The 24,628-nt window shown below is 61.6% G+C and carries 23 protein-coding genes; 14 read left to right on the top strand and 9 right to left on the bottom strand.

Annotation, left to right across the window (positions count from 1 at the left end):
* The coding region (locus tag NCT05_RS34215) for a hypothetical protein (RefSeq protein WP_250457717.1) at positions 1–192 on the top strand (192 nt) is incomplete at its 5' end.
* Between the two features lie 301 nt (positions 193–493).
* Complete coding sequence (locus tag NCT05_RS34210) at positions 494–1,900, top strand: sugar porter family MFS transporter (RefSeq protein WP_250504410.1); 1,407 nt, start codon at positions 494–496, stop codon at positions 1,898–1,900.
* Here the strand turns inward: NCT05_RS34210 and NCT05_RS34205 are convergent.
* Positions 1,897–4,398, bottom strand: coding sequence for a glycogen/starch/alpha-glucan phosphorylase (locus tag NCT05_RS34205; RefSeq protein WP_250504409.1), 2,502 nt, complete (start codon positions 4,396–4,398; stop codon positions 1,897–1,899). The two genes, NCT05_RS34210 and NCT05_RS34205, sit on opposite strands and share 4 nt — an antisense overlap.
* A 273-nt stretch (positions 4,399–4,671) precedes the next feature.
* Here NCT05_RS34205 and NCT05_RS34200 point away from each other — a divergent pair, with 273 nt between their 5' ends.
* On the top strand, positions 4,672–5,415 hold the full coding sequence (locus NCT05_RS34200; protein ID WP_250504408.1) for a hypothetical protein: 744 nt from the start codon (positions 4,672–4,674) through the stop codon (positions 5,413–5,415).
* Between the two features lie 1,023 nt (positions 5,416–6,438).
* On the opposite strand, the gene NCT05_RS34195 is transcribed toward NCT05_RS34200, so the two are convergent.
* From NCT05_RS34195 to NCT05_RS34185, 3 genes are all read right to left on the bottom strand, one after another.
* On the bottom strand, positions 6,439–6,744 hold the full coding sequence (locus NCT05_RS34195; RefSeq protein ID WP_250504407.1) for a hypothetical protein: 306 nt from the start codon (positions 6,742–6,744) through the stop codon (positions 6,439–6,441).
* 311 nt (positions 6,745–7,055) lie between these two features.
* A complete protein-coding gene (locus tag NCT05_RS34190; protein WP_008345313.1) occupies positions 7,056–8,027 on the bottom strand; it encodes a ParB/RepB/Spo0J family partition protein in 972 nt (323 codons plus the stop codon).
* A complete protein-coding gene (locus tag NCT05_RS34185; protein WP_250504406.1) occupies positions 8,024–9,232 on the bottom strand; it encodes a ParA family protein in 1,209 nt (402 codons plus the stop codon). Before NCT05_RS34185 ends, NCT05_RS34190 begins: the two co-directional genes overlap by 4 nt.
* 771 nt (positions 9,233–10,003) lie before the next feature.
* On the opposite strand from NCT05_RS34185, the gene NCT05_RS34180 reads away from it, so the two are divergent.
* Both NCT05_RS34180 and NCT05_RS34175 read left to right on the top strand, forming a co-directional pair.
* Positions 10,004–11,383: a replication initiation protein gene (locus NCT05_RS34180; RefSeq protein ID WP_250504405.1), complete on the top strand. Its 1,380-nt coding sequence runs from the start codon at positions 10,004–10,006 to the stop codon at positions 11,381–11,383.
* A gap of 277 nt (positions 11,384–11,660) precedes the next feature.
* The gene (locus NCT05_RS34175; RefSeq protein ID WP_250504404.1) at positions 11,661–12,305 is read left to right on the top strand and encodes a DsbA family oxidoreductase; all 645 of its coding nucleotides are present in this window, start codon (positions 11,661–11,663) and stop codon (positions 12,303–12,305) included.
* 10 nt (positions 12,306–12,315) lie between these two features.
* On the opposite strand, the gene NCT05_RS34170 is transcribed toward NCT05_RS34175, so the two are convergent.
* A complete protein-coding gene (locus tag NCT05_RS34170; protein ID WP_008345317.1) occupies positions 12,316–12,771 on the bottom strand; it encodes a YaiI/YqxD family protein in 456 nt (151 codons plus the stop codon).
* A 116-nt stretch (positions 12,772–12,887) separates the two neighbouring features.
* Between NCT05_RS34170 and NCT05_RS34165 the strand changes: the two genes are divergently transcribed.
* From NCT05_RS34165 to NCT05_RS34135, 7 genes are all read left to right on the top strand, one after another.
* Positions 12,888–13,196 (top strand): hypothetical protein, encoded by a 309-nt coding sequence (locus tag NCT05_RS34165; protein WP_372492612.1) that lies wholly within the window; start codon positions 12,888–12,890, stop codon positions 13,194–13,196.
* A gap of 361 nt (positions 13,197–13,557) precedes the next feature.
* Complete coding sequence (locus NCT05_RS34160) at positions 13,558–14,412, top strand: ABC transporter substrate-binding protein (RefSeq protein WP_008345319.1); 855 nt, start codon at positions 13,558–13,560, stop codon at positions 14,410–14,412.
* A 51-nt stretch (positions 14,413–14,463) separates the two neighbouring features.
* Positions 14,464–15,180, top strand: coding sequence for an amino acid ABC transporter permease (locus tag NCT05_RS34155; protein WP_008345320.1), 717 nt, complete (start codon positions 14,464–14,466; stop codon positions 15,178–15,180).
* Between the two features lie 21 nt (positions 15,181–15,201).
* On the top strand, positions 15,202–15,846 hold the full coding sequence (locus NCT05_RS34150; protein ID WP_008345321.1) for an amino acid ABC transporter permease: 645 nt from the start codon (positions 15,202–15,204) through the stop codon (positions 15,844–15,846).
* The gene (locus NCT05_RS34145; protein ID WP_008345322.1) at positions 15,843–16,595 is read left to right on the top strand and encodes an amino acid ABC transporter ATP-binding protein; all 753 of its coding nucleotides are present in this window, start codon (positions 15,843–15,845) and stop codon (positions 16,593–16,595) included. Before NCT05_RS34150 ends, NCT05_RS34145 begins: the two co-directional genes overlap by 4 nt.
* 18 nt (positions 16,596–16,613) lie before the next feature.
* Positions 16,614–17,363: an IclR family transcriptional regulator gene (locus NCT05_RS34140; protein ID WP_008345323.1), complete on the top strand. Its 750-nt coding sequence runs from the start codon at positions 16,614–16,616 to the stop codon at positions 17,361–17,363.
* 20 nt (positions 17,364–17,383) lie between these two features.
* Positions 17,384–17,554 (top strand): hypothetical protein, encoded by a 171-nt coding sequence (locus tag NCT05_RS34135; RefSeq protein WP_008345324.1) that lies wholly within the window; start codon positions 17,384–17,386, stop codon positions 17,552–17,554.
* Here NCT05_RS34135 and NCT05_RS34130 read toward each other — a convergent pair.
* Genes NCT05_RS34130 through NCT05_RS34120 form a run of 3 tightly spaced genes read right to left on the bottom strand, consistent with a single transcriptional unit; the run spans position 17,551 to position 21,718 of the window.
* Positions 17,551–19,020, bottom strand: a complete 1,470-nt coding sequence (locus NCT05_RS34130) for an efflux transporter outer membrane subunit (RefSeq protein WP_502801824.1) — start codon at positions 19,018–19,020, stop codon at positions 17,551–17,553. The genes NCT05_RS34135 and NCT05_RS34130 overlap by 4 nt on opposite strands.
* 3 nt (positions 19,021–19,023) lie before the next feature.
* Complete coding sequence (locus tag NCT05_RS34125) at positions 19,024–20,598, bottom strand: MDR family MFS transporter (protein WP_250504403.1); 1,575 nt, start codon at positions 20,596–20,598, stop codon at positions 19,024–19,026.
* The gene (locus NCT05_RS34120) at positions 20,591–21,718 is read right to left on the bottom strand and encodes an HlyD family secretion protein (RefSeq protein ID WP_008345327.1); all 1,128 of its coding nucleotides are present in this window, start codon (positions 21,716–21,718) and stop codon (positions 20,591–20,593) included. Before NCT05_RS34120 ends, NCT05_RS34125 begins: the two co-directional genes overlap by 8 nt.
* 188 nt (positions 21,719–21,906) lie before the next feature.
* Between NCT05_RS34120 and NCT05_RS34115 the strand changes: the two genes are divergently transcribed.
* Both NCT05_RS34115 and hfq read left to right on the top strand, forming a co-directional pair.
* Positions 21,907–22,572 carry a TetR/AcrR family transcriptional regulator gene (locus NCT05_RS34115; RefSeq protein ID WP_008345328.1) on the top strand — a complete coding sequence of 222 codons (666 nt, stop codon included), beginning with the start codon at positions 21,907–21,909 and terminating at the stop codon, positions 22,570–22,572.
* Between the two features lie 227 nt (positions 22,573–22,799).
* Complete coding sequence (hfq, locus tag NCT05_RS34110; protein ID WP_008345329.1) at positions 22,800–23,078, top strand: RNA chaperone Hfq; 279 nt, start codon at positions 22,800–22,802, stop codon at positions 23,076–23,078.
* 69 nt (positions 23,079–23,147) lie between these two features.
* Here hfq and NCT05_RS34105 read toward each other — a convergent pair whose 3' ends face one another.
* Positions 23,148–24,617: an aldehyde dehydrogenase family protein gene (locus NCT05_RS34105; protein WP_250504402.1), complete on the bottom strand. Its 1,470-nt coding sequence runs from the start codon at positions 24,615–24,617 to the stop codon at positions 23,148–23,150.
* Positions 24,618–24,628 lie beyond the last annotated feature (11 nt).

Genomic DNA, 24,628 nt, shown 5'->3' with positions numbered 1-24,628 from the left:
CTATTGCCGATTCCGAAGAACCAGCCGCACTCGCCATCAAGCGCCCACACTTATCGGCTGTTAGTTTTTAAAGAGCATTTGCGCAGTTATTTACTTCGCTATTCGCTTGCTTTCTTGCGCGCCGTCATTCAACGGGAGGCGAATTATGCGGGGCTATTTCGACGACGTCAAGCGCCTTTTCCAAAAAAATAATCGGGTCATTTCGGGCGGCAAATTCGAAGCCGAGCAGCGGCGCGTGTCACCGGCGTCTGTGCTCGTCAGATCGCACGCGCGCACGAAGAATTGACCAGGCACAACAACGAGGCGATGGCATTGGGCGGCAATTGACGCTCACCGGTACGATGTCGGCCGGTCACACGATTCAGGCGTCCTTCATCGCGCGCTCATCCCGCGCTAATTCTCATCTTCGATCATGTGCGCAGTCGCATGGTCGAAGCAAAGCCGCCCGACTGCCTCCGTGACCGGTTTGAAGCGCAACCTGGAGACAACTCAGATGAGCACCCTCGCCGACCGCAGCGTCCCGACATCCACGAAAACCGGACGATATGGTCTCTTCGTCTGCCTGATGGCGGCGCTCGCCGGCCTGCTGTTCGGCCTCGACATCGGGGTGATCTCGGGCGCACTGCCTTTCATCGCGAAGCATTTTGTTCTGAGCGATCGCGCACAAGAATGGATCGTCAGCTCGATGATGGTAGGCGCGGCGATCGGCGCACTGGGTGCGGGCTGGCTATCGTGGCGTCTCGGACGCCGCTATGCGCTCGTGCTGGCGGCGATACTTTTCATTGCGGGATCGCTATGGTCCGGGTTCGCGGCGAGTCCGGCTCATCTGATCGGCGCACGCTTGCTGCTGGGCCTCGCGGTCGGGATGGCGTCTTTCACCGCGCCGCTTTATCTTTCGGAGGTTGCGCCGCGACAAGTACGCGGCGCGATGATCTCGACGTATCAGTTGATGATTACCGTCGGAATCCTGGCCGCCTTCCTGTCGAACATCGGACTGTCGTACGTGGCCGACTGGCGCTGGATGCTCGGCGTCATCGGGATTCCCGCCGTCTTCTTCCTCGCAGGCGTGCTCGCCCTTCCCGATAGCCCGCGCTGGCTGCTTCAGCGCAACCGCGCCGACGAAGCGCGCGCCGTCCTTCAACGCTTCTACGCCAATCCCGCCGACGTGCAAGCCGAACTCGAACAGGTCAACGAAGACAAAACGCGGCCCCAGCGAGGATGGAGCCTGTTGCGGCAAAACGCGAACTTCCGTCGCTCGGTATTGCTCGGAGTCGTGCTGCAGGTGTTCCAGCAACTCACCGGCATCAACGTCGTGATGTACTACGCTCCGCGCATCTTCGAACTGGCCGGCTTCGCGACTCATGAACAGCAACTGTGGGCGACAGTCATCGTCGGCCTCGTCAACGTCATTGCGACCTTCGGCGCCATTGCCTTCGTCGATCGTTGGGGCCGCAAGCCGATCCTCTATGCGGGATGCGCCATCATGGCAATCGGCATGTGCTCGCTCGGGTTCCTGCTGCATGCCGGAGTCGCCGGCCTCACGGCACAGATTCTGGCGGCCGCGTCGCTGCTGCTTTTCATCGCGGGGTTCGCCATGTCTGCCGGCCCGCTCGTTTGGATCCTGTGCTCGGAGATCCAGCCGCAGCAAGGGCGCGACTTCGGCATCGCCGTTTCGACGCTCGTCAACTGGGTCGCCAACATGGCGGTCGCGGCCACGTTCCTGAGCTTGCTGTCGACCGTCGGCGAAGCGAACACCTTCGTGCTCTATGCGATCCTCAACGTCATCTTTGCGGTCGTCGTGTTCTTCTACGTGCCCGAGACGCGCGGCGTTTCGCTCGAGAAACTCGGCAACGATCTGATGGCCGGCAAGCGTCTGCGCGATCTCGGGAAGAAAAACTAGTTTCGTCGTTCGATGGAAATCTTCACGGGGCGGATATTCCAGATCCGCTCGCAATATTCGTGAACCGCGCGGTCCGAAGAGAACTTGCCTGCATAGGCGGTATTCAGGATGGACATGCGAGTCCAGCGCCGCTCGTCGCGCCAGGCGGCGCTCACATCTTCCTGACGCGCGACGTACGCGGCATAGTCGGCAAGCACCAGAAACGGATCGTGGTGTAGCAGGTTGTCGACCAGCGGACGGAACATCTCTCGATCTCCGCGCGAGAAGTGCCCGCCGCCGATCAACTCCAGCACTTCCCGCAACGTCTGATTCGCATCCGCATAGTCGGCCGGACGATACCCTTCGCGCTTCACGCGTTCCACTTCGTCCGCATTCAGGCCGAACAGGAAGAAGTTTTCATCGCCGACTTCTTCGCGCATCTCGATATTCGCGCCATCGAGCGTACCGATGGTCAACGCGCCGTTCATCATGAACTTCATGTTTCCGGTGCCCGAAGCCTCCTTGCCCGCGGTCGAGATCTGCTCGGACAGGTCCGCAGCCGGGTAAATGAAGTGTGCGTTCTTGACGTTGAAGTCCGGGAAGAATACGACTTTCAGGCGGCCGTAAATCGCGGGATCGTCGTTCACGACTTCAGCGATGCCGTTGATCAGCCGGATGATGAGCTTGGCCATCGCGTAGCCCGGCGCGGCCTTGCCGCCGAATACGAAGCAGCGCGGCGTCAGCGCGAGTTGTGGATCGCGGCGCAGACGCATGTACTGCGTCACGATGTATAGCGCGTTCAGATGTTGCCGCTTGTACTCGTGGATTCGCTTGACCTGTATGTCGAACAGCGCCGCAGGATTGACGACGATGCCCGTCGCGCTCTTGATCTTATCCGCGAGGATCTGCTTGTTCGCCTGCTTTACGTTGCGCCAGCGTTCCTGAAATGCGGCATCGTCGGCGTATTCGGACAGCTTGCGCAGTTTGCCGAGATCGGTCGCCCAACCTTCCCCCAACCCCTCGTCCAGCAGTTTCGCGAGACCCGGATTGCTGAGCATCATGAAGCGGCGCGGCGTGACGCCGTTGGTCACGTTATGGAAGCGCTCGGGCCATAGCTCGGCGAAATCTCGCAGCACCGTCTTTTCGAGCAGTGCCGAATGGAGCGCGGCCACACCGTTGATCGCGTGACTGCCGACCGTCGCAAGATGCGCCATGCGTACGCGCTTCGTGCCGCTTTCGTCGATCAGCGACATGCGCGCGATCCGCGCTTCATCGCCGGGATATCGTTGGCGGACATCATCGAGGAAGCGGCGATTGATCTCGTAGATGATTTCGATCAATCGCGGCAACAAGCCCTGAAACAATGGCAATCCCCACGTCTCGAGCGCTTCGGGCAACAGCGTGTGATTCGTATAGGCGAGCGTGCGCTGCGTGATGTCCCAGGCGTCGTCCCAAGGCAGTTGCCGCTCATCCACGAGCAGGCGCATCAACTCGGCGACGGCTATCGACGGATGCGTGTCGTTCAATTGCGCCGTGAACATGTCCGGCAAGCGATTGATCGGCTCGCCCTTGAGCGCAAGCAGGCGCAACATATCCTGCAACGAACACGAAACGAAGAAGTACTGCTGCGCGAGCCGCAAGCGCTTACCCGCTTCGGGCTCGTCATTTGGATAAAGCACCTTCGACAGCGTCTCCGAAAGCACTTTCTCGTGCACGGCTTCGTAATAGTCGCCGGCATTGAAATCCTGAAGATCGAACGACTCGACTGCCTCGCTTTTCCAGAGCCTCAACGAGTTACATGTATTGACGTGAAAACCGGGGATCGGCGTATCGCAGGCCACGCCTTTGAGCGTATAGGCAGGAATCCAGCGCACATGAAACCGGCCGGCTTCATCGGTCGAGCTTTCGGTGCGGCCACCGAAGTTCACGTAGAACGCGACGTCCGGGCGCAGGATTTCCCACGGGTTGCCCTTCTGCAGCCATTTGTCGGTGATTTCCACTTGCCAGCCGTCGCGGATTTCCTGATCGAAGATGCCGAACTCATAGCGGATTCCGTAACCGATCGCCGGGATTTCGAGCGTGGAAAGCGAGTCGAGATAGCACGCGGCCAGGCGTCCGAGGCCGCCGTTGCCAAGGCCCGGTTCCTCTTCGATCGACAGCAGCGTATCGAGGTCGAGTCCGAGCGCCTGCAACGCTTCGCGCGCGTTGCTTTCGATGCCGAGATTGATCAGGTTGTTGCCGAGTTGGGGGCCGATGAGAAATTCAGCGGACAGATAACACGCGACTTTTGCGTCGCGCGCTACATAGGTGTGCGTGGTGGCGACTCGGCGGGTCATCATCCGGTCGCGGACGGCGTAGGCGAGCGCCATGTACCAGTCGTGCGGCGTGGCGATCTCCGGATAGCGCGCCTGCAGACAGATGAGGTTATCGACGATATCGCGCTGCAGCGCCTCGACGCCAAGTCCGCTGCGCGCGGGCTCGACGCTGATCCGCGATTCGATGGTGGGCGTGTCATCCATGAGCTGTCCTCTCTCCCTGCGTACCGGGCTTCGACAAGAATGTGCCGGCTCTATGTCCGGCCGTTGACACTGCTGCGTCATGGCGCATCGATGAATAGCATACGCCCTCAACTCGTGCGCTTCCATGCCGTTATCCCCAAGGGGAAGGCCAAATTCGGCAATCGCGGGACCGCGATGGCCTGCCGCTTCAAAGGCTGTCGGACCAGTTCAAGATTCCGGTCATCGCTTATTTCATTCGCTTGCCGCTAGCGCAAGTTCAGACATCAGAAAAATATGAAACGCGTCGTCGCAGTATCTGCAGTTACAGTCGTTTTGGCCGCATGCGGTGGGGGCGGCGGCAGTTCCGATAATGCGCCGAGCGCGCCCGAGGCTAACGCTGCACAAGGCCTTTATTCCGGAACCGATGCGACGGGCAACGTCGTGGGCGGCGTAGTGCTCGAGACTGGCGCTTTCTATTTCGTGTATGCGAACACGACGACAAACGCGCTAGGTCTGGTACAGGGTGCGGCATCCGCATCTCATGGCACTTTTCAGTCGGACAATGCGCGCACCTTCGACATAAGCGGCAAGGCGGCGACCGATACGCCCGTCCTCGCGGGCTACAACGCGGAGAACAGCGTTCAGGGCGTGATCTATACGAGCACGGCGAAGCAGAACAGCATCAAGTTCAACGTGGTTTATGACGCCAACTATGAACGTCCGGTGGCGCTGTCGTCCGTTGCCGGGACGTATTCGGGCGCGGCCGGATCGACGAAGGACGGCGAGACCGCCACTTTTGTAATCGGTCAGGACGGCTCGATCAAGGGTGAAGGCTTGAGCGGCTGCACGTTCAGCGGAACCGCCACGCCTCATGGCGACAAAGACGTGCTGGACGCCACGATCACGTTTGGACCCGCGCCCTGCATATATCCGGGTGCGAAGCTTACGGGCGTCGTCTTTTTCAGCAACAGTCAGGTATTAGGAGCTTTGACGCTACCTGACAGATCAGACGCCTTCGTGGTGGCCGCTACGAAGTGATGTCGCGTGGAGTGCGCGTCGTGCACTCCCAGTTGCGGATCGGAATGCCGGCGGCCTGTTGAGCTTTGCCCGTCCGGATTTATTTGCGCTAAGCATCTCGCGCGCATTTTCACGGCCACATTATTTCGGATACCGAAGAAATATACGAGGTAGGCGTTGCGCAGGGGCCTTTCCGCCGACAACTCGCCACTTGCGTCTGACTTTGAATTTCGACGCGCCGGACGCCCGCGGACGCTTTCGGTCAGCCCGCGCGCATTCCAGACATTAAGCGCGGACGGAAATTTGAAGCGTCGAACAGATGCCTGTTGTCCCGGCTGATCGCGACATCGACTTTGCCATGCCTCGCTCACACTGAGTCCAGTAGATCTCCAATACAAAACTATGCGACCGGACGAGGTGAATATGTCTTTGCTCGAGTTTCTTGGCACGATGGTCTTCGTTGCCGTCGTATTGCTCTCGATGGTCGCGGTGCTCGACATTTTCTTCCCGCGACTGATCCCGGTCGCGCGTGATGAGCGCTCTTCGGGATTGTCGCGCGCGCGGAAGTTCGCGACAGCGAACGCGCGGGGACGCTGAGCCTAACTTTCAGATACCTGCGGCTCGCGCATGTTCCGTCCGAGCTTTTTCACCAGCATGCGGGCGGCAAGCAGTCTGAATGGACGAGGGAGCAAGCGGAAAGTTTGCTGATCCGCGCAACATTTTATGAAGGTTGGTCTGGCGCATCGATGTCTTCCGTCGCCCCATCCGGATTCGCGACGGGTGTTCTTCGCCGCGACCAGCGAAACGCCGTCTAACGCAGCTTCGACGCCTCACTGCGGACGTATCGAGCGCTACATTTTTCGTCTTATTCGTCACGATGTGGCCGTCATAGGCGTTTCGGCGCGCTCGCCGGTTCCTTTTATGCTGATACCCTGTGTTCACGCAGACGATTCCGTGAAACATCTTCCCAGAACAGCGTTAAAAATGGCCCGCAAGCCCGTCCTGTCTAGCGATCGCAGGAGTGGAAACGCGGCGTCGATTGTTTCACGAACGATCGGAGCGATCATTGTTCAGCAGCTTTCTAGGCGAAGCACTTGCTCGAGTGGCGGTGACCGGCTTCTCCGTCGGGTTTCCCGCCGCTAGGAGGATGTTCAGGCTTTCCGTTAAGCTTTGGACGCTCTGGCGGGCTCCGCCTTTCCCAAGCTGGTATTCACCCACACTGAAAGCGACCCGCATCGACGCGCCCAGGAGGTAGTAGCTGCGTCGTCTCGGCGCCAAATGGAACGCCCAGACGCGGGAGCGGGAACGAGACACTTCGCGCGCCTCATGTGCATCGATGGTGCGTGCCATCAATAGTCCTGCCGTTGAGACAGCTCGTTCCCACTGGGAGATAGCAGCAGTTCACGAGTTGGCGCGCAAACAACCCTGGGAGTCCTTTCGATGCGCGCGTGTGGGAGAGTTTGCGCCCCGGGCGTGAACGGCGGAGGCTGCTGCGGATCTCAAGTGTCCCAAGTCGGGACACTCGCTAGATCAACCTAGAGGAAGTGCACGAGCGTGATTTCGCGCTGCGCGTGTCCCAAGTTGAGACACTCTTGGAGCTTCGGAAATTGACCCAGATGCTGAGCGCAACCGCATCAAGACCAATTGCTGGAGGGAATCGACTAGCTGTTATCGGCAAACAACTGTGTCACCAACTCCCGAATTTGCCGTTCCTTTTCTTCGGTCAGTAATCCGGCTTTGATCTTGACCGTGAGCCCCATTGAGTCTCTCGTGATCGACCCTGCCTGCGATCCACCCGCAAAAATCTTGTCGATACTGCGATCGCTTACGGCCGGCGCCGGCTTACGCTCGTCATCCAAAGCCTGCTTGATCGCCTTGCCAAATTTCGACTGATCCAGATCGCCCGAAACGACGCGCGCCCAAAGGCCCTTGGCAACGTCGAACGCCGCCGCGTTCCGCCCGCGCAGTACCGAGACGACATTCTCCGCGGCCGTGGCTCCCAGCAGGCGAGGCTGCACATCTAGATCCTGCACGACGAAATCCGGCAACTCGCCAAACGAAAGATACCGGTACAACTCGGAGCGCGAGATGCCCAACGCTTCAGCCATGCGCTTGCGGTTAGGAAACTCCTTTTCGGTCCGTCGAATCGATCGCGAGATCTCGTAGTCGCACAGATCTTCACGCGCTACGTTTTCGACGAGGGCAAGCATCGCCATCTCTTCGTCAGAAAGATCGACGACAAGAACCTTGATCGATTCCTTACCGATCATCTTATGCGCGCGCCAGCGCCGCTCACCCGCCACGATCTGGTATCCGGTGCCGATGCGCCGTACAACGATCGGCTGTACGAGACCCGCTTCGCGGATCGACTCGGCGAGTTGCACAAGCTTCGCGTCGTTGAATACTTGCCGAGGCTGCCAGGGATTCGGAACGATCTCCGACACCGGCGCTTCCGACGCAGGACCCGCCTGCTCGAGTTGCGCGATGCGCTGCTGCGCCGAGGCCAACGCCGCTGCCATTCCGGGCGCAGTGCGCGGACTCGTCGCCTTCTCTTGCTGCGGATCGAGTTGGATGTCCTTTGCCGCACGAACTTCCGCGGTCTTGCTCATCATTCGGTCGCGAAGGCTGCTCATTGTCCCGCCCTCCATTGCTCAACGTACTGGTCATCGATCCATTTGCAGTAGTCGGCCATCGGCTGTTTTACGCGCGCCAAAGTTTTCGCGACTGTCTCGGCCCGTGAAAGATCGAAGACAGTAGAAAAAGCCAACGCGCCATTGCTCATGACCGAACTCGCCGGAATCTCAGTGGTGTGCAACCAGTCGCCATACGCGCGCTGAGACCATGAGCGAACGACCGGCGCCGAAGATGTATTGCCATAGTCGACCCGCGAGAGAAGCACCGAAACGAAGTCGTATGTTTTGTCGACTTCGTGTTCGACGAAACCATTCGCGACTTCAGCGAACAACGACCAGAACGACACCGACGAAATGAAATCCAGACTTTCGGGTACGAGCGGCATGACCATCGAATCGGCCGCCATCAATCCGTTCAGCGTCATATAAGAGAGAGAAGGCGCGGTATCCAGGATGATGTAGTCGTACTCCGCGCGCAGCGGCTCAATCCCTTTTCGCAACACCGACCAGAACTCGAAGTTCGCGTTCGTCTTCTGCGCAGTAGGCAGATGGAATTCGGCGTCGTGAAGATAGTTGTGTGCCGGAATCACATCGAGTCCGTCCCAATACGTGCTTTGCACTTTCGACGCGAGACCGCCTTCCATGTCCGGATCGTAAATGTATGGCAGGACCGTATCCTCCCAAGTCACGTCCTTTTCCGCGTACAGGCCGCACAACTCCGAAAGCGACGCTTGTGGGTCGAGGTCGATCATGAGAACCTTGCGACCACGCAAGCTCAATCCTTGGCCGATGCACATCGACGTCGTCGTCTTGCACGATCCGCCTTTGAAGTTCGCCGTGATTAACACGCGACCGCGATGTTCGCGCGTACCAGTGACAAGCGGCGTCTGATAAATGTCCGAGACCTGCTGAACCCACGTTCGGGCATCCTTCAGAGAGAAGATACGCGCACGCCCGGTTCCGTGCGTTTCACCCGGCGGGAGGTCAGTACCTTCCTTTGTCGCCAGATAATTGATCTTCTGCCGGTCGATCCCGCACAAGTCCGACAGCTCGCCTATCGTAAACACCGGCGCTGTCTTCCTTGGCCGTGGTGCCAAGATCTGATCACGCAGTTCGTTCGTCATGACCGACAAACGCTCTGCGAACTCTCCTAGGTTGGAGAGTTTCACCCTTCGATTAATCCCTGGCAGTTCGCTCAAATTCATTCGGTGCTTCCTTTTTTAGTCCACGGTGAGGCGTTTCCTTCACGCTCGCCGATGTTTCCACGGTTTTGGTGTAACTAGATGTCGAACCGTAGAATACTCGCCGCAGTGATGAATAGCTATTGGAATTGATCGAAATTTGCAAGCACTGGGGCGGAGGTGCAAGACTATCAATAAGATCAACCACTTATACAAGCTATCTTCAGTGATTCCCGAAACGCTCAGTGGACAGCGAAACGCTCCACGGCATCGGAAGCTCAGTGGAACGCCGGATCCCATCACAAAAAACCTCACCTCTGCGAACGTCGGCGCAGTTGGATTCCAGCGTCTCGACGGCTGGTCACAATTCACTTCACCCAAACGAAGCGCGCAAAACGCCATAGTCCCGCTGGTTAAAAATCAAATCACCGTCTATATGAGTAGGGCCGTTGGTTAGTTATTTTTGTAAACACAAAGACTCACCCACCACTAACTTCTCACGCGCACGCTCATGAAATCAACGACTTACACCCATAAGGTGAGGAAAAGTGTGCGTAAAGTGATGTTGATTGAGCGTCAAGGTGCTGTGTTTACCCCGTCAAGGTGAGATGAAGTGGACCCCAAGGTGAGGCGTGCAGGCAAGAATGGTGAGGAAATTTGTGTAGGTTGCGACGCAATGGTGAGGTTTCCTGTGTCCGCGCCTGCAAAAGGTGAGGTAGTTTGTGTTGACAGCTCACCTTGCAGCCGTTAACGTACCGCTCGACACAATGAACTAACGCCGGACACGGAGACGGAATGACGACAGCAGGGCAGGTGGCCACGTCCAGACAACTGGCGCTGGCCCTATTCGACGATGCGAATGCGCAGGGCTTGCCCGTCGAAGCCGCCCGCTCGGACATCGGCTTTTCGCGCAAGAACGTCCTGATCCGCATCGTCGATCTTGGCGTGGCGGCTCGTCGCTTGATCGACGCGGCCTATTTCATCGTCGCGCAAGAAGAAAAGATTCACGACCTGTACGACGTCGAGCTCGACTATTTCAAGTGGCTCATGCGCTACTCGAGCCGGAACAACGCGCATCTGGAACAGGTGATCACCGAGGCGCAGAGGGCGCTCATTCAGGCGACCGCGGAAGCCGACGCCGATGGCTCCAAGCCGTTCGGATCGGTTCAATTGATTGGACGCATCTCATACGTCGGCGGACGGTTTCAGTTCCGCGTTCCGCCCGATCTCATCGGAATCATTCGCGGTCCCGGGAAATCGCATTGGCTGAGCTTGCGCATCACTTCGCTTTTCACGCTCAGCTATGCGCGCGTGATGTACGACCATCTGCTTCCCTACGCGTCCGAGGGTATAACCGATTGGTTCACGCTCGACGAATTGCGTGCCTGGCAGGGGACGATGGGTGCAAAAGCGCAGGAATTCAAATACTTCAAGCGCGACTGGCTCGCTCCGGCGGTGGATCAGATTAATGAGGTATCCGATCTTTCCCTCTCGTATGAGACGCGCAATGAACCGGGTTCACGCAAGATCGGACGCATGCGATTTCGCGTCGAGCGCAAGGAAATGGCCGAGCGTCTGCTGCATACGCACGAGCATGCGCAGGCGCTGTATCTGACGCTGAAACAGGAAATCGGTCTGTCCAGCGCGCAGTTGAATCAGATCGCTTCCGACCGCGATACCTTCACCGACGAACGTCTGGAGCAGGCAATCGAGCGTACGCGTTTCAGCCTCAAGCTCGGCAAGGTGTCGAAGAGTCCGGCGGGCTTCTTCATGAAAGCGCTGAAGGAAGGCTGGATCGTCTCGGATGCGGAACGCCAGATGGTCCAGATTCAGGAGAGCCTGGCGCTGACCGATCAACGCGACACTGAAGCGAAGCAACAGGCCGAGGCGCGTCGGGCATTGCAGGTCGCGGCACAGGATGTGAACGCTCAGAACCGGATCGTCGATGAAGTCCGTCGCGGCTGGGAGATGTACGAAGCCGCGACGCCGCGGCAGCGCGAAGACTGGCGGCGCACCTACAAGACGAGTCCGGCGGGAAAGCTGACGCTGCGCAGATTGGGCATCGATCCATCGAGCGAGCTCGTCGAAACCATCATTCAGAAATATCCCGATCTGAGAGACGGCTTCTCGGGCTACGTCTTCAACAAGTCGAAAAGCGCGAAGGGCAGGGACTGACCATTACGCAATCGCATCGATCGCAACTAACGGTCTTTAGCAACCGCGCCATCATTCGCTTCGCGATCCCCATGCCCGACGGCAAGAACGACATTGGGCATTCGCACTATCGGCTCGAGCCACGTTCCGCCCTGACGCTCTTCGGCTCCAGTTCGAGCGCGTCGAAATCGTGAATCCAGTCTTCGACCTGTTCGCGGATGCCGCGAAGGGCACGCGCAAACCGATATCGGCGATTTGAGCTAGTCTGTCCGACTCGATTCCAATCTTCACGAACCTCATGTCCCGCACTCTCCAAATCGACTTCGTCTCCGATATCGCGTGCCCGTGGTGCGCCGTCGGACTCTCTTCGCTGCAACGCGCGCTGGAGCGTCTCGGCGATACCGTCGATGCGCGCATCACCCTTCATCCCTTCGAGCTGAATCCGGACATGAGTCCGCAAGGCGAGCGCATCGTCGATTATCTCGGCCGCAAATATGGCCGCACGCCCGAACAGATCGGCGAGACGCAGGCGATGATCCGCGAGCGCGGCGCGCGCGAAGGCTTCTCGTTCGGCGAACGCAAGTGCGTCTACAACACGTTCGATGCTCATCGGCTGCTGCATTGGGCGCGCATCGAAGGCAAGCAACTGCCGCTCAAGCTCGCGCTGCTGCGCGCTTATCACGGTGACGGCAAGGATACGAGCGCCCCCGACGTGCTGATCGAAGCGGCTCGCAGCGCCGGGCTCGATGGCGACGAGGCGCGCACGGTGCTGCAAAGCGGTGCGTACGCCGACGAAGTCCGCGCCGAAGAGCGCGAGTTCCAGCAACTCGGCATTCAGTCCGTGCCGGCGATCATCTTCGACCAGAAGTATTTGGTGAGCGGCGGGCAGCCTTCCGAGGCGTTCGAGGAAGCGATCCGGAAGATCATCGACGGGACCGCCTGAAGCCGCCTGCTCAATCGGGCGTCCGCTGCTTCGCGAGAAAACGGTCGAGCTGCGCGGCGAAGTTCTTGCCGTCGCGCGGCGCGTACGGCGGCGGCCCGCCGGTCTGCACGCCGGAGCCGCGCAACTGATCCATCATCGCGCGGATCGACAGACGTTCCTCGATGTTCTCCGCGTTCATCCATTCGCCGCGCGGATCGAGCGCGAACGCGCCCTTTGCGATCACCGCCGCCGCGAGCGGAATGTCCGCCGTGATGACGAGATCGCCAGCCTGCGCCATCTCGACGATGCGCGCGTCGGCGACATCGAAACCGGCGGGCACCTGAATCGCGCGGATCCACGGCGAGGGCGGCGTGCGCAAAAACTGATTCGCGACGAGCGTCACGTGCACCTTCATGCGTGTGCCTGCGCGAAAGAGAATATCCTTCACGACGGCGGGGCAGGCGTCGGCATCGACGATGATTTGCATCCGTTGGCTTCCGATAAGTTATGTCGTGACGAATGAAAGTCGCATGCTCGACGGGCGCAGTGCCGAAACGCGCGCCCTATACTTTCCTCAACGCAAGTCCTCCAGGCGAACGGAGAATCACCGTGAGAACGAAGCTAGCAAGCATTGCCGTGTCATTCTTCCTGGGCGTGGCGGGCGCATCCGCGGCCTCGCTTTCCTATGCGCAGGATACCGGTTCGACCGCAACCGGCGCGACGCAAGCTGCGTCCATGACGAAAGCCGAGAAAAAAGCCGCACGAAAACAGGCGCGCGACAAGAAGAACGCCGAGCTGAAGAAACTCGAGGACGCGGGGTATAACCCCGGCCGCGCGAATGATCCCAACTATCCCCAGGACTTGCAGAACGCTCAGAAGAAAGCGGGGATCGGAGCGGGCGCCAGCCAGTAGCTTCCGACGCGACGTTCCGGCTCGCGAGAAATAGGACGCAAAATCCATGACCCGATTTCGCCGGGTCGGGGCGCAAGGCCGAACGTCGAACCATCGCTTCCGTGATTCCGCCGCGCCGCTCGCGCGTCCTGGCGGCTCGTCAGCCGACTGCGCCTGTAGCCGCATCCCCTTATCTCATCAAAAAACCCTCGCCAATTAGGGTTCGGGCCGCTTGTGCTCGGAATTTTCTCATCCAACACTGCAGTTCGATCCGGTACGCCAGATGTCTGTCCGGTATATCGGACATAGACGAACTTTCGCGTTTCGCTCTGAGCGGTTCTGGAACCGGTTCCTCCTAACCATCCTTCGAAAGGACCTGCTCATGAAACTCTCGAACATAGGCGTCAGAACCGTTTCGCTGTTCGTCATCGCCGGCGCGCTGGCGTTGGCCGCCTGCACCAAGGTTTCCACGCCGGCCGAAGGCGGCGGCGCAAACGCCGGGGCGGCGGCAGGTTCGTCGACGCTTCAGGCGGTTCTGCAGCGCGGGACGTTGCGGGTCGGCGACTGTCTGACGTTCGCGCCGTTCGGCTTCTACGACAAGGATGGTCAGCCCGACGGCTACGACGTCGATCTCGCCAAGGAACTCGCCAGGCAGATGGGCGTGAAGCTCGAAGTCGTGAACACGACGAGCGCGAACCGCATCCCGAACCTGCAGACGAGCAAGGTCGATGTCGTGTTCTGCAACTTCACGCGCAATCTGGAGCGCGCGAAGGTCATCGAATTCACGACGCCGTATGTCGTCGCGAGCGAGGCGCTGCTGGTCAAGAAGAGCAGCGGCATCAAGTCGGTTCAGGACATGGGCAACCGCACGATCGCGACCGTCAAGGGCTCGACCAACGGCGATGAAGTCCGCTCGCTGAACATCCCGATCAAGATCCAGGAATACGACAGCTCGCAGGCCGCGATTCTCGCCGTCAAGCAAGGCCAGGCCGACGCGATGATCGAGGACAACAACTTCCTCGCGTATCAGGCGAAGCTCGATCCCGAATTGACCGTCACGAACGAAGCACTCGTGCCGCTCGAATACAACGGTTTCGGCGTGAAGGCCGGCGATCAGGCGTGGCTCAACTATCTGAACCTGTTCCTCTTCAACATCAACGCTTCGAAGCTCAACGCGCAGCTCTACAAGAAGTGGTTCGGCACCGATCCGCATTTCCCGCTCAATCCGCAGTTCTGAGGATGAAGTGATGTCGATATCGCACGAGACCGGACGGATGCGGAGGCCGAGATGAACTACGAATGGCTGACCTTGTGGGGCTACGTCCCCGAGTTCCTGAAAGCCGGATGGCTGACGCTGCAGGTGACGCTTCTCGCGTTCGTGCTGTCGCTGGTGCTCGGCTTGCTGGCTGCGCTGGCGAGCCTGTCGCCGATGGCCGCGATCCGCTTCGTCGCGCGCGCGTATGTCGAAGTCATCCGCAATACGCCGGTTCTTTTGCAGATATTCATCGTGTTCTTCGGCTTGCCGTCGGCGGGCATTGCGCTCGATGCCTACTGGGCCGGCGTGATCGCGCTGGGCCTGAACGTCGGCGCGTATCTGTCGGAAGTGTTTCGCGCGGGCATTCAGTCGGTGCCGCGCGGACAGCTCGAAGCCGCGGGCATTCTCGGCCTCGAACGCGGGCAGATCTTCACCGAAATCGTCTTGCCGCAGGCCGCGCGCGCGGTCTATCCGGCGATCGTCAACTATCTGATCCAGCTATTGCTCGGCACGTCGCTGCTCTCCGCGATCGCGCTGCCCGAACTCACCGGCACCGCGACCGTCATCAATTCGCGCACGCTGCTCTACGTGCAGACGTTTTCGGTCGTGCTCGTCGCGTATCTCGTGCTGAGCAACGTGCTGTCGTGGATCGCGGGTCAGCTCGGCGCGCGCATGTTTCATCCGCCGCTCGTCGTCCGGCCGCGCGCACGCTTCGGCGGCCTCGCGTTGCGCCGCGCCAATCGCGCCTGATGCCCGAACCGGAGTCGGATCATGTCATTTGAACTGCTGAGAACCAGTCTGTCGATCCTGCTGCAAGGTCTCGTGACGACGCTTTTGCTGTCCGTCGCGTCGATCGTCGGCGGCACGCTGATCGGCCTTTTCGCCGCCGTGTTGCGATCGTTCGGACCGTGGGGCACGGACCGCATCGCGCGGCTTTATACCGAGCTCTTTCGCGGCACGCCCGTGCTCATCACGCTGATGTTCATCTACTTCGGCGTCTCGTATTTCGGCTATGCGATCGATGTTTTCGCCGCCGGCGTGATCGGCCTGAGCGTTTATCAAGGCGCGTATATCGCCGAAGTTTTTCGCGCCGGGATCGAAGCGGTGCCGAAAGGCCAGTGGGAAGTCTCGCAGATTCTCGGTCTGTCGCGCACGCAGGCGTTCGCGTTCGTCGTGTTGCCGCAGACCGGCAGGATCGTGTTGCCGCCGCTCATCGGCCAATATCTTTCGCTTATCAAAGATACGTCGATCGTCAGCATGATCGGCATGTCGGAGCTGATGCACGGCGGCCAGGCCATCGTCGATCGCATCGGCAAGCCGGTCGAGATTTACGGACTCGTCGCACTCATTTATTTCGTCGTGTGCTTCCCGCTTTCGCAATGGGTGCGCCACCATGACCGCAGGAGACTGTCGTGAGCAATCAAAGTCAGACCAGGCCCATTATTTCGCTGTCGGGCGTCAGCAAAGCATTCGGCGCGACGCGCGTGCTCAACGAGATCAATCTCGACGTGCGCGCGGGCGAAGTGCTCGTGCTGATCGGCGCGTCGGGTTCGGGCAAAAGCACGGTGCTGCGCATCATGGCGGGGCTCGAAACGACGGATTCCGGCGAAGTATGGGTCAACGAAGTGCCGCTGCACGACCCGAAACGCGCGCGCGATATTCGCGGTCACGTCGGCATGGTGTTCCAGCAGTTCAATCTTTTTCCGCACAAGACCGCGCTCGGCAACGTCACGCTGGCGCTCATCAAGGCGCGCAAGATGAGTCCCGCCGATGCCCGCAAGCGCGCGATGGACGTGCTCGATCGCGTCGGGCTTGCCGACCGTGCGGATCATTATCCGAGCCAGTTGTCCGGCGGACAGCAGCAGCGCGTCGCGATTGCGCGGGCGCTCGCCGTCGAGCCGGGCATCATGTTCTTCGACGAAGCGACTTCGGCGCTCGATCCCGAACTCGTCGGCGAAGTGACCGAAGTGATGCGCGGACTCGCACGCGATGGCATGACGATGGTCGTCGTCACGCACGAGATGGGTTTCGCGCGCAAGACCGCCGATCGGGTCGTCTTCATGGACAAAGGCGTGATCGCGGAGCAGGGCGAGCCGGAGCAGATTTTCGTGAATCCATCCAACGAGCGGACGCGGCAGTTCCTGCATCGCGTGCTCGACCACTGACGCACACGGAGCGAATGAATGGCAGTTACGGAATCGTCGCGAGCGAGGGGAGTCGATCGGGTCATCGCCATGTTCCGGCAATTGCATCTCGCGCAGCGCCCGATGACGATGCGCGAGCTGATCGAAGCGACCGGCGCGCCGCGTTCGAGCATCTACGAGCTGGTCGCGATCCTGGCGGAAGTGGGCTGGCTCGAGACATCGGCCGATGGCAGCGTGTTCTTCGGACGCGAGATGCATTACTACGGCTCCGACTACGCGACGCACAACGACCTCATCAGCCGCGCGCATCAGTCGATACTCGCGCTCGTGCGCAAGTACGACGAGACCACGCAGCTTTGCATGCTCGAAGGAAACAAGTACACCGTGGTGCTGTCCGAAAACAGCGCGCGGCCGTTCAACATCAGCTCGGATATCGGCGTGCGCGTGCCGATTCCGTGGACGGCGACCGGACGCCTGCTGCTCGGCCACCTGAACGCCGATGAAATCCGCGCCCTGATTCCCGCCGAAGACTTCGCGCTCGACAACGGCGTGCGCATCGACTTCGATGAATTCATGCGCGATGTGCAAGCCGCGAAGAATCAGGGCTATTGCTGCACCGAAGGCTTGTCGAACGCGTTTCGCCTGTGCATGGCCGCGCCCGTGCGCGATCGCGCCGGACTGCCGATCGCGGCGCTGTGCTTCATGACGGGCCGCGACACCGATCCAGAGCGACGCCAGTCGATGCTCGACGACCTTCTGCAATCGGCGAAGGCGCTGTCGCATCGATAGCGCACATCACGCGAACGCACATGACGACGCCAGCCGCAGACGACGATCCGCTTCGACGCATCGCGCAACTCGAAGAAGAGAATGTCGCGCTAAGGGAAGTGAACGACATCTTGCGCAAGGCCGTCGCGTTCTATGCGCCGATGTTCGAGCGGGAGATGGCGTCGCAGCGTCAATCGACCGAAGACGCTTAGGTCGCCCAGCCGAGTCCGAGACTCTTCTGCAACGCGACGAAGTCCTTCAGCAGTTCGGCCTGCGCGGCGACCACGTCCTGCTGCGCGGCGAATTGCGTGCGCTGTGCGTCGAGCAGATCGATGAGCGTCGATACGCCCGCCGTATAACGTTGCCGCACGAGCGTGGCCGACCGCTCCGCCGACGCCTGCACCTGCTGCAGCCGCACGACATGCTCGCGCTGGTTGCCGTAACGCGACAGCGACGAATTCGCGTCCTTCAGCGCGCCGAGCACGGTCTTTTCGTAGCGCGCTTCGGCTTCGTCGCGCGCGGCTTTGGCGGCATCGACATTCGCCGCCGTGCGCCCGAAGTCGAACAGATTCCATTGCAGATACGGCACGCCGACCCACGAGAAATTCTGCTTGCGCAGCAGATGACTCGGCTCCGATGCTGAGAAACCGATATCGCCGAGCAGCGTCACCTTCGGAAAATAATCGGCAATATGCTCGCCGATCTGCGCATTGCTCGATGCGAGACGACGCTCGGCCGCGCGGATATCCGGACGCTGCTGGAGCATGGCCGCCGGATCGCCGATCGGCACCGACGACGGCAACGCGGGCAACGGCGCACGCGCGCCGAGTTCGGCATCGAGCGCGCCGGGCGCGCGGCCCGTCAGCACGGCGAGTTGATCCAGCGAATCGGTGATCTGCGTCTGCAAGGGCACGAGCGTCGCACGCGTCGTGTCGACCTGCGTCGTGAGCCGCTCGACATCGACTTCCGCCGCCGTGCCGCGCGCGCGCCGCTGCTCGGTGAGCGTCAGCATCTGCTGCTGATACTCGGCCGTGCGTTCCGCGAGCGCGAGACGTTCCTGCTGATCGCGCAAGTCGATGTACACCGACGCCACTTCCGCCGCGAGCGACACCTGCGCGTCCGAAAGATCGGCGTGCACGGCTTCGGCTTCGCCGGATGCCGCTTCGATCGCGCGGCGCGTGCCGCCGAAGAGATCGAGCTCCCACGAGGCATCGAAGCCGACGGTGTAGAAATCGACCGGACCGCGTCCCGTCGAACCCGACGAACCGTCATCGCCCGACGAACCGAAGATCGACGTATCCGGCGAGCGCATGCGCAACGCCGCCGCCGATCCCGACACTTTCGGCAACTCGTTGGCGCGCTGTCCGCGCAGTTGCGAACGCGACTGACGCAAGCGCGCCTGCGCCATCTTCAGATCGGGATTGTGGGCGAACGCGGCATCGATGAGCGCGTTCAGTTGCGGATCGTTGAGCGCTTGCCACCACGTCGCGGGCGCGTGCGTCGCGACGACGCCCTGCGCCGGCGCGCGCACGAAGGCGGCGCTTTTCGCGGCGTCGGGCGCGATTTCCGGCGCGCCGCGATAGTCGGGTCCGACCGTGCACGCGGCGAGCGCGAAAGCAGCGAGCGGAAGCAGGGCGGTCTGGCGAAGCGTGCGAGGGAACATCGTCGATGAGTTCATGAATCAGTGGCCGGCAGAAGACATGTCGCCGGATTGGCCGCGCGGCGTCTTGAGCAAGAGCGCGAGCGGCAGACACGCGAGCAGCGCGATCGCCAGCACGTAGAAGGTTTCGGAGTAAGTCATGACGATCGCCTGCTGACCGATTTGCATCGACAACTGGCCGAGCGCCTGCATCTTCGCATGCGCCATGTCGCCGCCCTGCGCGAAAAAGCTGGCGGCGCTCGCGGCCATGCGTTCCTGACCGATGACGGAATTCGCCGTCAGCGATTCGCGGATCGATGCGGTGTGAAAGTCGTTGCGACGGTCGATCACGGTGCCGATGATCGCAAGCCCGACCGAACCGCCGAGATTGCGCGCCATGTTGTAGAGGCCGGCCGCATCGCCGGATTCTTCGCGCGAAACGGCGGCCATCGACGCCTGATTGAGCGGCATCATCGCGAGCATCTGGCCGAAGCCGCGCAAGATCTGCGACCAGAAGAAATCGTGGCCGACGCTTTGCGCGGTGAGCGAGATATCGAGCAGGCAGCTCGCGGCGAAGCACAGCAGGCCCGAGATGACGAGCACGCGAAAATCCACCTTGCCGAGCAGACGCGGCAGCACCGGCATGATGAGAAACGCGGGCACGCCCGACACGAGCATGATCGCGCCGGATTGCAGCGCGTTATAGCCCGCGACGACGCTCAGAAACTGCGGCAGCAGGAACGACACGCAATACAGCCCCGCGCCGACGGCGAACACGATCAGAATCACGCTGGCATAGCGCGGATTGCGCAGCAGCGACAGCCGCACGATTGGTTTCGTCGCGACGAATTGCGAGATCGCGATGAGCAGGAAGCCGAACGCCGTGACGCACGTGAGCATTACGATTTCATGCGATTCGAACCACTGATTGCGCTGGCCTTCTTCGAGCACGACGGTAAGCGAGCTCAGGCCGATGGCGAGTCCCGCTATGCCGATCCAGTCGGCCTTGAAGAACGATTCCCAATGCGACTTCTCCGCCGGCAAGCCGGTGATGAGCAATGCGACGAGCGCGAAGCCGACCGGCGCGTTGACGAAGAAGCACCACGACCACGAGATGTTCTCCGCGAGCCAACCGCCCAGCACGGGTCCGAGCAGCGGCCCGAGCAACACGATCAGGCCGAAGATCGTCATGCCGACGGGCATCTGCTCGCGCGGCAGCCGCGTGCGGATGATGGTCTGCGCGGTCGGAATCATCGCGCCGCCGGTGAAGCCCTGGCCGATGCGGCCCACGACCATCATCGACAGCGACGTCGAGAAGCCGCACATCACCGAGAACAGCGTGAAGAGCACCGCGTTGCCGAGCAGAAAATTGCGCAGCCCGAACACGCGCGTGAGCCACGCGGCGAGCGGGATCATCACGATTTCCGACATCAGATAGCCGGTGGAGATCCAGGTCCCTTCGGTGCCGGTCGCGCCGATTTCGCCTTGAATCTGCGGCAGCGCGGAGTTGGTGATGGAAATGTCGAGCGTGGCCATCAGCGCGCCGAGCGCGCCGGCCGTGACCGCGATCCAGTCGGTCGCGCTCGCGCGATGCGGATGCGCGGCGGCCTCAGTCATGGCGATTTTCCGCCGCGATGCGATGGCTGTCGTCGGTGGCGGTTTTGGTGTCGACATCGACCGTTACCGAGAGGCCCGGCAGCAGCACCTTGCGCGTTTGCGGACCCGTATCGACGCGAATGCGCACCGGCACGCGCTGCACGATCTTCGTGAAGTTGCCTGTCGCGTTCTCCGGCGGCAGCAGCGCGAACTGCGCGCCGGTGCCGGGCGCGAAGCTTTCGACGACGCCGTGCAACTCGGTGCCCTTGAGTGCATCGACGTGCAGCGTCGCCGGCTGGCCGACGCGCATGCGCCCGACCTGCGTTTCCTTGAAGTTCGCTTCCAGATAGAGCGCCTCGACCGGCACGACCGTCATCAAGCGCGTGCCCGGCTGCACATACTGGCCGACGCGCACGGTGCGATCGCCGACGCGCCCCGCGACCGGGCTCACGAGCGTCGTGTCGCTCAGATCGAGCTTCGACTGATTCAGTTGCGCCTGCGCCGCTTCGACTTGCGCGCGCGCCTGCGCGATCTGCGCTTCGGTCGCGCCGATCTGCGTCGATGCCGAACGCGCGGCGGCGAGATTCGCGGCAAGCGTGGCGCGCGCCTGATCGCGCGTGGAGACGAGGCTCGCGAGACGCTCGGCGGTTTCGGCGCCCGTCGCGACGAGCGGACGATAACGGTTCACGTCGTCTTCCGCATGCGCGAGGCTTACGCGCGACACTTCGGCCTGCGCCTTCGCCTGATCGGCGTTGGCGTGCTGCTGCTTCAGCTCGGCTTCGGCGCGGTCAATGTCGGCGGCGCGCGCATCGAGCGCGGCCTTCGCCTGATCGAGCGAGGCCTGATACTGCCGCGTATCGAGCCGCGCGAGCGGCGCGCCGGCCTCGACCGCCTGATTGTCGGCGACGAGCACTTCGGTGATATAGCCGCTTACTTTCGGCGCGATGGTGACGCTGTCGGCCTTGAGATAGGCGTCGTCGGTGGTTTCGACGAAACGGCCGACCGTCCACCAGCGCACGCCCCATGCAATGCCGGCGACGACCGCGACGATGCCGATTGCAATCAGCAGGCGTTTGCGTGACGGTTTGCGTTCGACGGCGTCGGCGGGTTGGCCGCCGTGCGTGGGCGCTGTGACTGACATGTGTTCTCCGGGAGCTTTCGCGCCACCGCGCGGGTGCGGTAGCCTTCGATGAATGCGGGACGGCGAGGGCGTTGCGGCCAGAAATGACTACGATGTCACCGCGACGCGCTCGCCAAACTAGACGATGCCGTCTAGTATGCACGAATCTAGACGCGAGCGTCTAGTTTGACCTTGCTCGAGGAGAGACAATGAAGAAGGCTCGCGCCGACAATGAAAGCGAATTGCAGGATCCGGAGCGCGCCAGCACGGCTCGTTCGCCCTTGCAGGCGCGCGGGCGCGCGCGCATCGAGGCGGTGCTGGATGCGACCGCCGAGCTGATCGTCGAAAAGGGGTTGGAAGGCGTGACGATGCACGGCGTCGCGCGGCGTGCGCAAACGCCGATCGGCTCGATGTATCACTTCTTTCCGGATCGCGACGCGTTGCTCGCCGCGTTGTGGGACCGCCACGCGGCGGCGCTGCAGGAACTCGAAGACGAACTTGCGCGGGTCGACAGCGAGACCTGGCGGGCGTTGTCGGCGGAAGCGGTGATCGATCGGATCATGTCGCCGCATATCGAATATTTCGACCGCAAGACCGATCTCCTGATTCTGATGTCGGTCATGCCGCACGATGAAGCGAAGAAAAAGCGCAAGTCCAGCATGATGCGCAAGGTGATCGACGCACGCATGCCCGGCGTGAAAGCGTCCGAGCGCGAACTGTACGTGGACATGCTGCACGCGCTCGCGAGCGGCGCGCTGGCCGTCAAGCTGCGTCCCGCAATGGGCGACGTGCAACTGGCGCGCCGTTATCTGCGCGAGGTCAAGCGGGCGCTCGCCGCGTATCTCGCCGCCGTGGAGGCGGCGGTGCTCAAATGATGGACGGGCCTTCCAGTCTCTATCGGCCGTGGATTCGTCGTATTTTGTCCGACGATTCGAAGGAAACGGCCATGCGCCATATAGGGCGATTATCTTTTCATCGCAACAACGGCGCGGAAACGGGATAATGACTTGTCCAAAGAAAAACACGCCGAGCAAAAAAAGCAGGCTCCACGAATGACGAGGGTCGGTCGGGGTGACTGCGCTCGGTTAAACACGGGTCATAAATGTCCAACAGTCCAGCCAGCATTCAAGGCGATTTTCTCAACGCGCTGCGCAAAGAACGCAAGCGGGTTTCCATTTATCTCGTTAATGGGATCAAGCTGACGGGCCATATCCAGTCGTTCGACACCTATATGGTCTATCTCAATTCGACGAGCGGAAACCAGGTTCTTTTCAAGCACGCGATTTCCACCATTTGCGAAGATCACGGCGCGCCCGGCCGGCCGAATCATCGCGAGAGCCGTGGTCCGGGCGACCGTCCGCCGCGTCCGCCGCGCAGCTAGTCCGGTCTCGCGCGCAAGTTGGCCCAAGCGACGCGCGCGTGAGCTTGCTCACGCGCGTCGACGGGCCGACTATCCGCGCGCCACGATCGCGTGGCGCAATTCCTGATAGCCGCGCAATCCCGCCACGCCGAGCTCGCGGCCGATTCCGCTCAGTCCGAGTCCGCCCCAGCACGCCTGCGGGAAGATCAACTGCGGTGTGTTGATCCACACGAGGCCCGCGCGCAGCGCATGGCGAAAGCGCCGTGCGGCGTCTTCATCGCGCGTCACGACGGTTGCGACGAGCCCATAACGCGTGCCGTTGGCGAGCGCGATGGCTTCATCGTCGGTGCGGAACGACTTCACGCACGCGACCGGCCCGAACACTTCTTCCGTCCAAAGCACGTTGGCGGCATCCGGTTCGGCGACGACGACCGGCGCCATGAAAAAGCCGTCCGCGCAAGCGCCGTCGAGCGCGCCGCGGAACGCGATGCGCGCGCCGTCCGCCACGCCCTGCTCGACGAGCGCCTGCACGCGCGCACGCTGCGCATGCGATACGAGCGGGCCCATCGCGGCATTTTCGACGTGCGGCGGGGCAACCACGAGCGCGCGCACGGCCGCTTCGAGCGCGGCCACGAACTTGCGATAGACCTCGTCGTGAACGAGGATGCGCGACGTCGCCGAGCACATTTGCCCGGCGTTCGTGAACGCGCCGCCCATTGCGAGCGCGACCGCGTACTCGATGTCCGCATCGGCGCGCACGATCAGCGCCGATTTCCCGCCGAGTTCGAGCGTCACGCGCTTCATGTCCTGCGCCGCCGTCTGCATCACCTTGCGGCCGACGCCCGTGCTGCCCGTGAACGAAATCTTGTCGATGAGCGGATGCGCCGCGAGCAGCGCGCCGACTTCGCCGCCGCCGTACACGATATTCACGACGCCATCGGGCACGCCCGCCGCCGTCATGATTTCCGCGAGCAGATGCTCGACCGGCGACGTCAATTCCGACGGCTTCAGCACGGCCGTGCACCCCGCCGCGAGCGCGGGCGCGATTTTCCACGCGGTCGTGACCATCGGGAAATTCCACGGCACGATCAGCGCGGCCACGCCGACCGCTTCGTAATGGCGCTCGCCCGTCACGGCGTCGTCGGGCAATGTCAGCGTCTCGGTCGCAAAAAGCGATGCGTCCGCGCACAGGTCCGCGTAGTAGTCGAACGTGGCGATGGCGTCGCTGACGTCGGTGTCGGCTTCGAGCGCAGGCTTGCCGCTGACTGCTTGCTGCATCGACGAAAGACGCGTGCGGTTCGCAGCGAGCGACTGCGCGATCTTGCGCAGCACCTCGCCGCGCGATGCGGGCGTGCGGTTGCGCCATGCATCGAGCGCGGCGTGCGCGGCACGCACGGCGGCATCGACTTGCGCGGCGTCGGCATGTTCCTGCCAGCCGATGACCGCGCCCGTCGACGCGTTGTGGATCGCGTTGCCCGCTTCCAGAACCGATGCGCCATAGCGCGTGCCCGCGATCGTCGCGGCGGGCAGAAGAATCGAGTGATTGTCGCGGATATTCATGATCGTCCTCG

The organism is Caballeronia sp. AZ7_KS35, from assembly GCF_023631045.1.
In the GTDB taxonomy this organism is placed as follows: domain Bacteria; phylum Pseudomonadota; class Gammaproteobacteria; order Burkholderiales; family Burkholderiaceae; genus Caballeronia; species Caballeronia zhejiangensis.
This window is presented reverse-complemented; position numbering and strand designations above follow the sequence as displayed.

Coding starts and splice junctions, on each gene's coding strand:
- NCT05_RS34210 (WP_250504410.1), top strand. CDS start 494: ATGAGCACCCTCGCCGACCGCAGCGTCCCGACATCCACGAAAACCGGA.
- NCT05_RS34205 (WP_250504409.1), bottom strand. CDS start 4,398: ATGGATGACACGCCCACCATCGAATCGCGGATCAGCGTCGAGCCCGCG.
- NCT05_RS34200 (WP_250504408.1), top strand. CDS start 4,672: ATGAAACGCGTCGTCGCAGTATCTGCAGTTACAGTCGTTTTGGCCGCA.
- NCT05_RS34195 (WP_250504407.1), bottom strand. CDS start 6,744: ATGGCACGCACCATCGATGCACATGAGGCGCGCGAAGTGTCTCGTTCC.
- NCT05_RS34190 (WP_008345313.1), bottom strand. CDS start 8,027: ATGAGCAGCCTTCGCGACCGAATGATGAGCAAGACCGCGGAAGTTCGT.
- NCT05_RS34185 (WP_250504406.1), bottom strand. CDS start 9,232: ATGAATTTGAGCGAACTGCCAGGGATTAATCGAAGGGTGAAACTCTCC.
- NCT05_RS34180 (WP_250504405.1), top strand. CDS start 10,004: ATGACGACAGCAGGGCAGGTGGCCACGTCCAGACAACTGGCGCTGGCC.
- NCT05_RS34175 (WP_250504404.1), top strand. CDS start 11,661: ATGTCCCGCACTCTCCAAATCGACTTCGTCTCCGATATCGCGTGCCCG.
- NCT05_RS34170 (WP_008345317.1), bottom strand. CDS start 12,771: ATGCAAATCATCGTCGATGCCGACGCCTGCCCCGCCGTCGTGAAGGAT.
- NCT05_RS34160 (WP_008345319.1), top strand. CDS start 13,558: ATGAAACTCTCGAACATAGGCGTCAGAACCGTTTCGCTGTTCGTCATC.
- NCT05_RS34155 (WP_008345320.1), top strand. CDS start 14,464: ATGAACTACGAATGGCTGACCTTGTGGGGCTACGTCCCCGAGTTCCTG.
- NCT05_RS34150 (WP_008345321.1), top strand. CDS start 15,202: ATGTCATTTGAACTGCTGAGAACCAGTCTGTCGATCCTGCTGCAAGGT.
- NCT05_RS34140 (WP_008345323.1), top strand. CDS start 16,614: ATGGCAGTTACGGAATCGTCGCGAGCGAGGGGAGTCGATCGGGTCATC.
- NCT05_RS34135 (WP_008345324.1), top strand. CDS start 17,384: ATGACGACGCCAGCCGCAGACGACGATCCGCTTCGACGCATCGCGCAA.
- NCT05_RS34130 (WP_502801824.1), bottom strand. CDS start 19,020: ATGAACTCATCGACGATGTTCCCTCGCACGCTTCGCCAGACCGCCCTG.
- NCT05_RS34125 (WP_250504403.1), bottom strand. CDS start 20,598: ATGACTGAGGCCGCCGCGCATCCGCATCGCGCGAGCGCGACCGACTGG.
- NCT05_RS34120 (WP_008345327.1), bottom strand. CDS start 21,718: ATGTCAGTCACAGCGCCCACGCACGGCGGCCAACCCGCCGACGCCGTC.
- NCT05_RS34115 (WP_008345328.1), top strand. CDS start 21,907: ATGAAGAAGGCTCGCGCCGACAATGAAAGCGAATTGCAGGATCCGGAG.
- hfq (WP_008345329.1), top strand. CDS start 22,800: ATGTCCAACAGTCCAGCCAGCATTCAAGGCGATTTTCTCAACGCGCTG.
- NCT05_RS34105 (WP_250504402.1), bottom strand. CDS start 24,617: ATGAATATCCGCGACAATCACTCGATTCTTCTGCCCGCCGCGACGATC.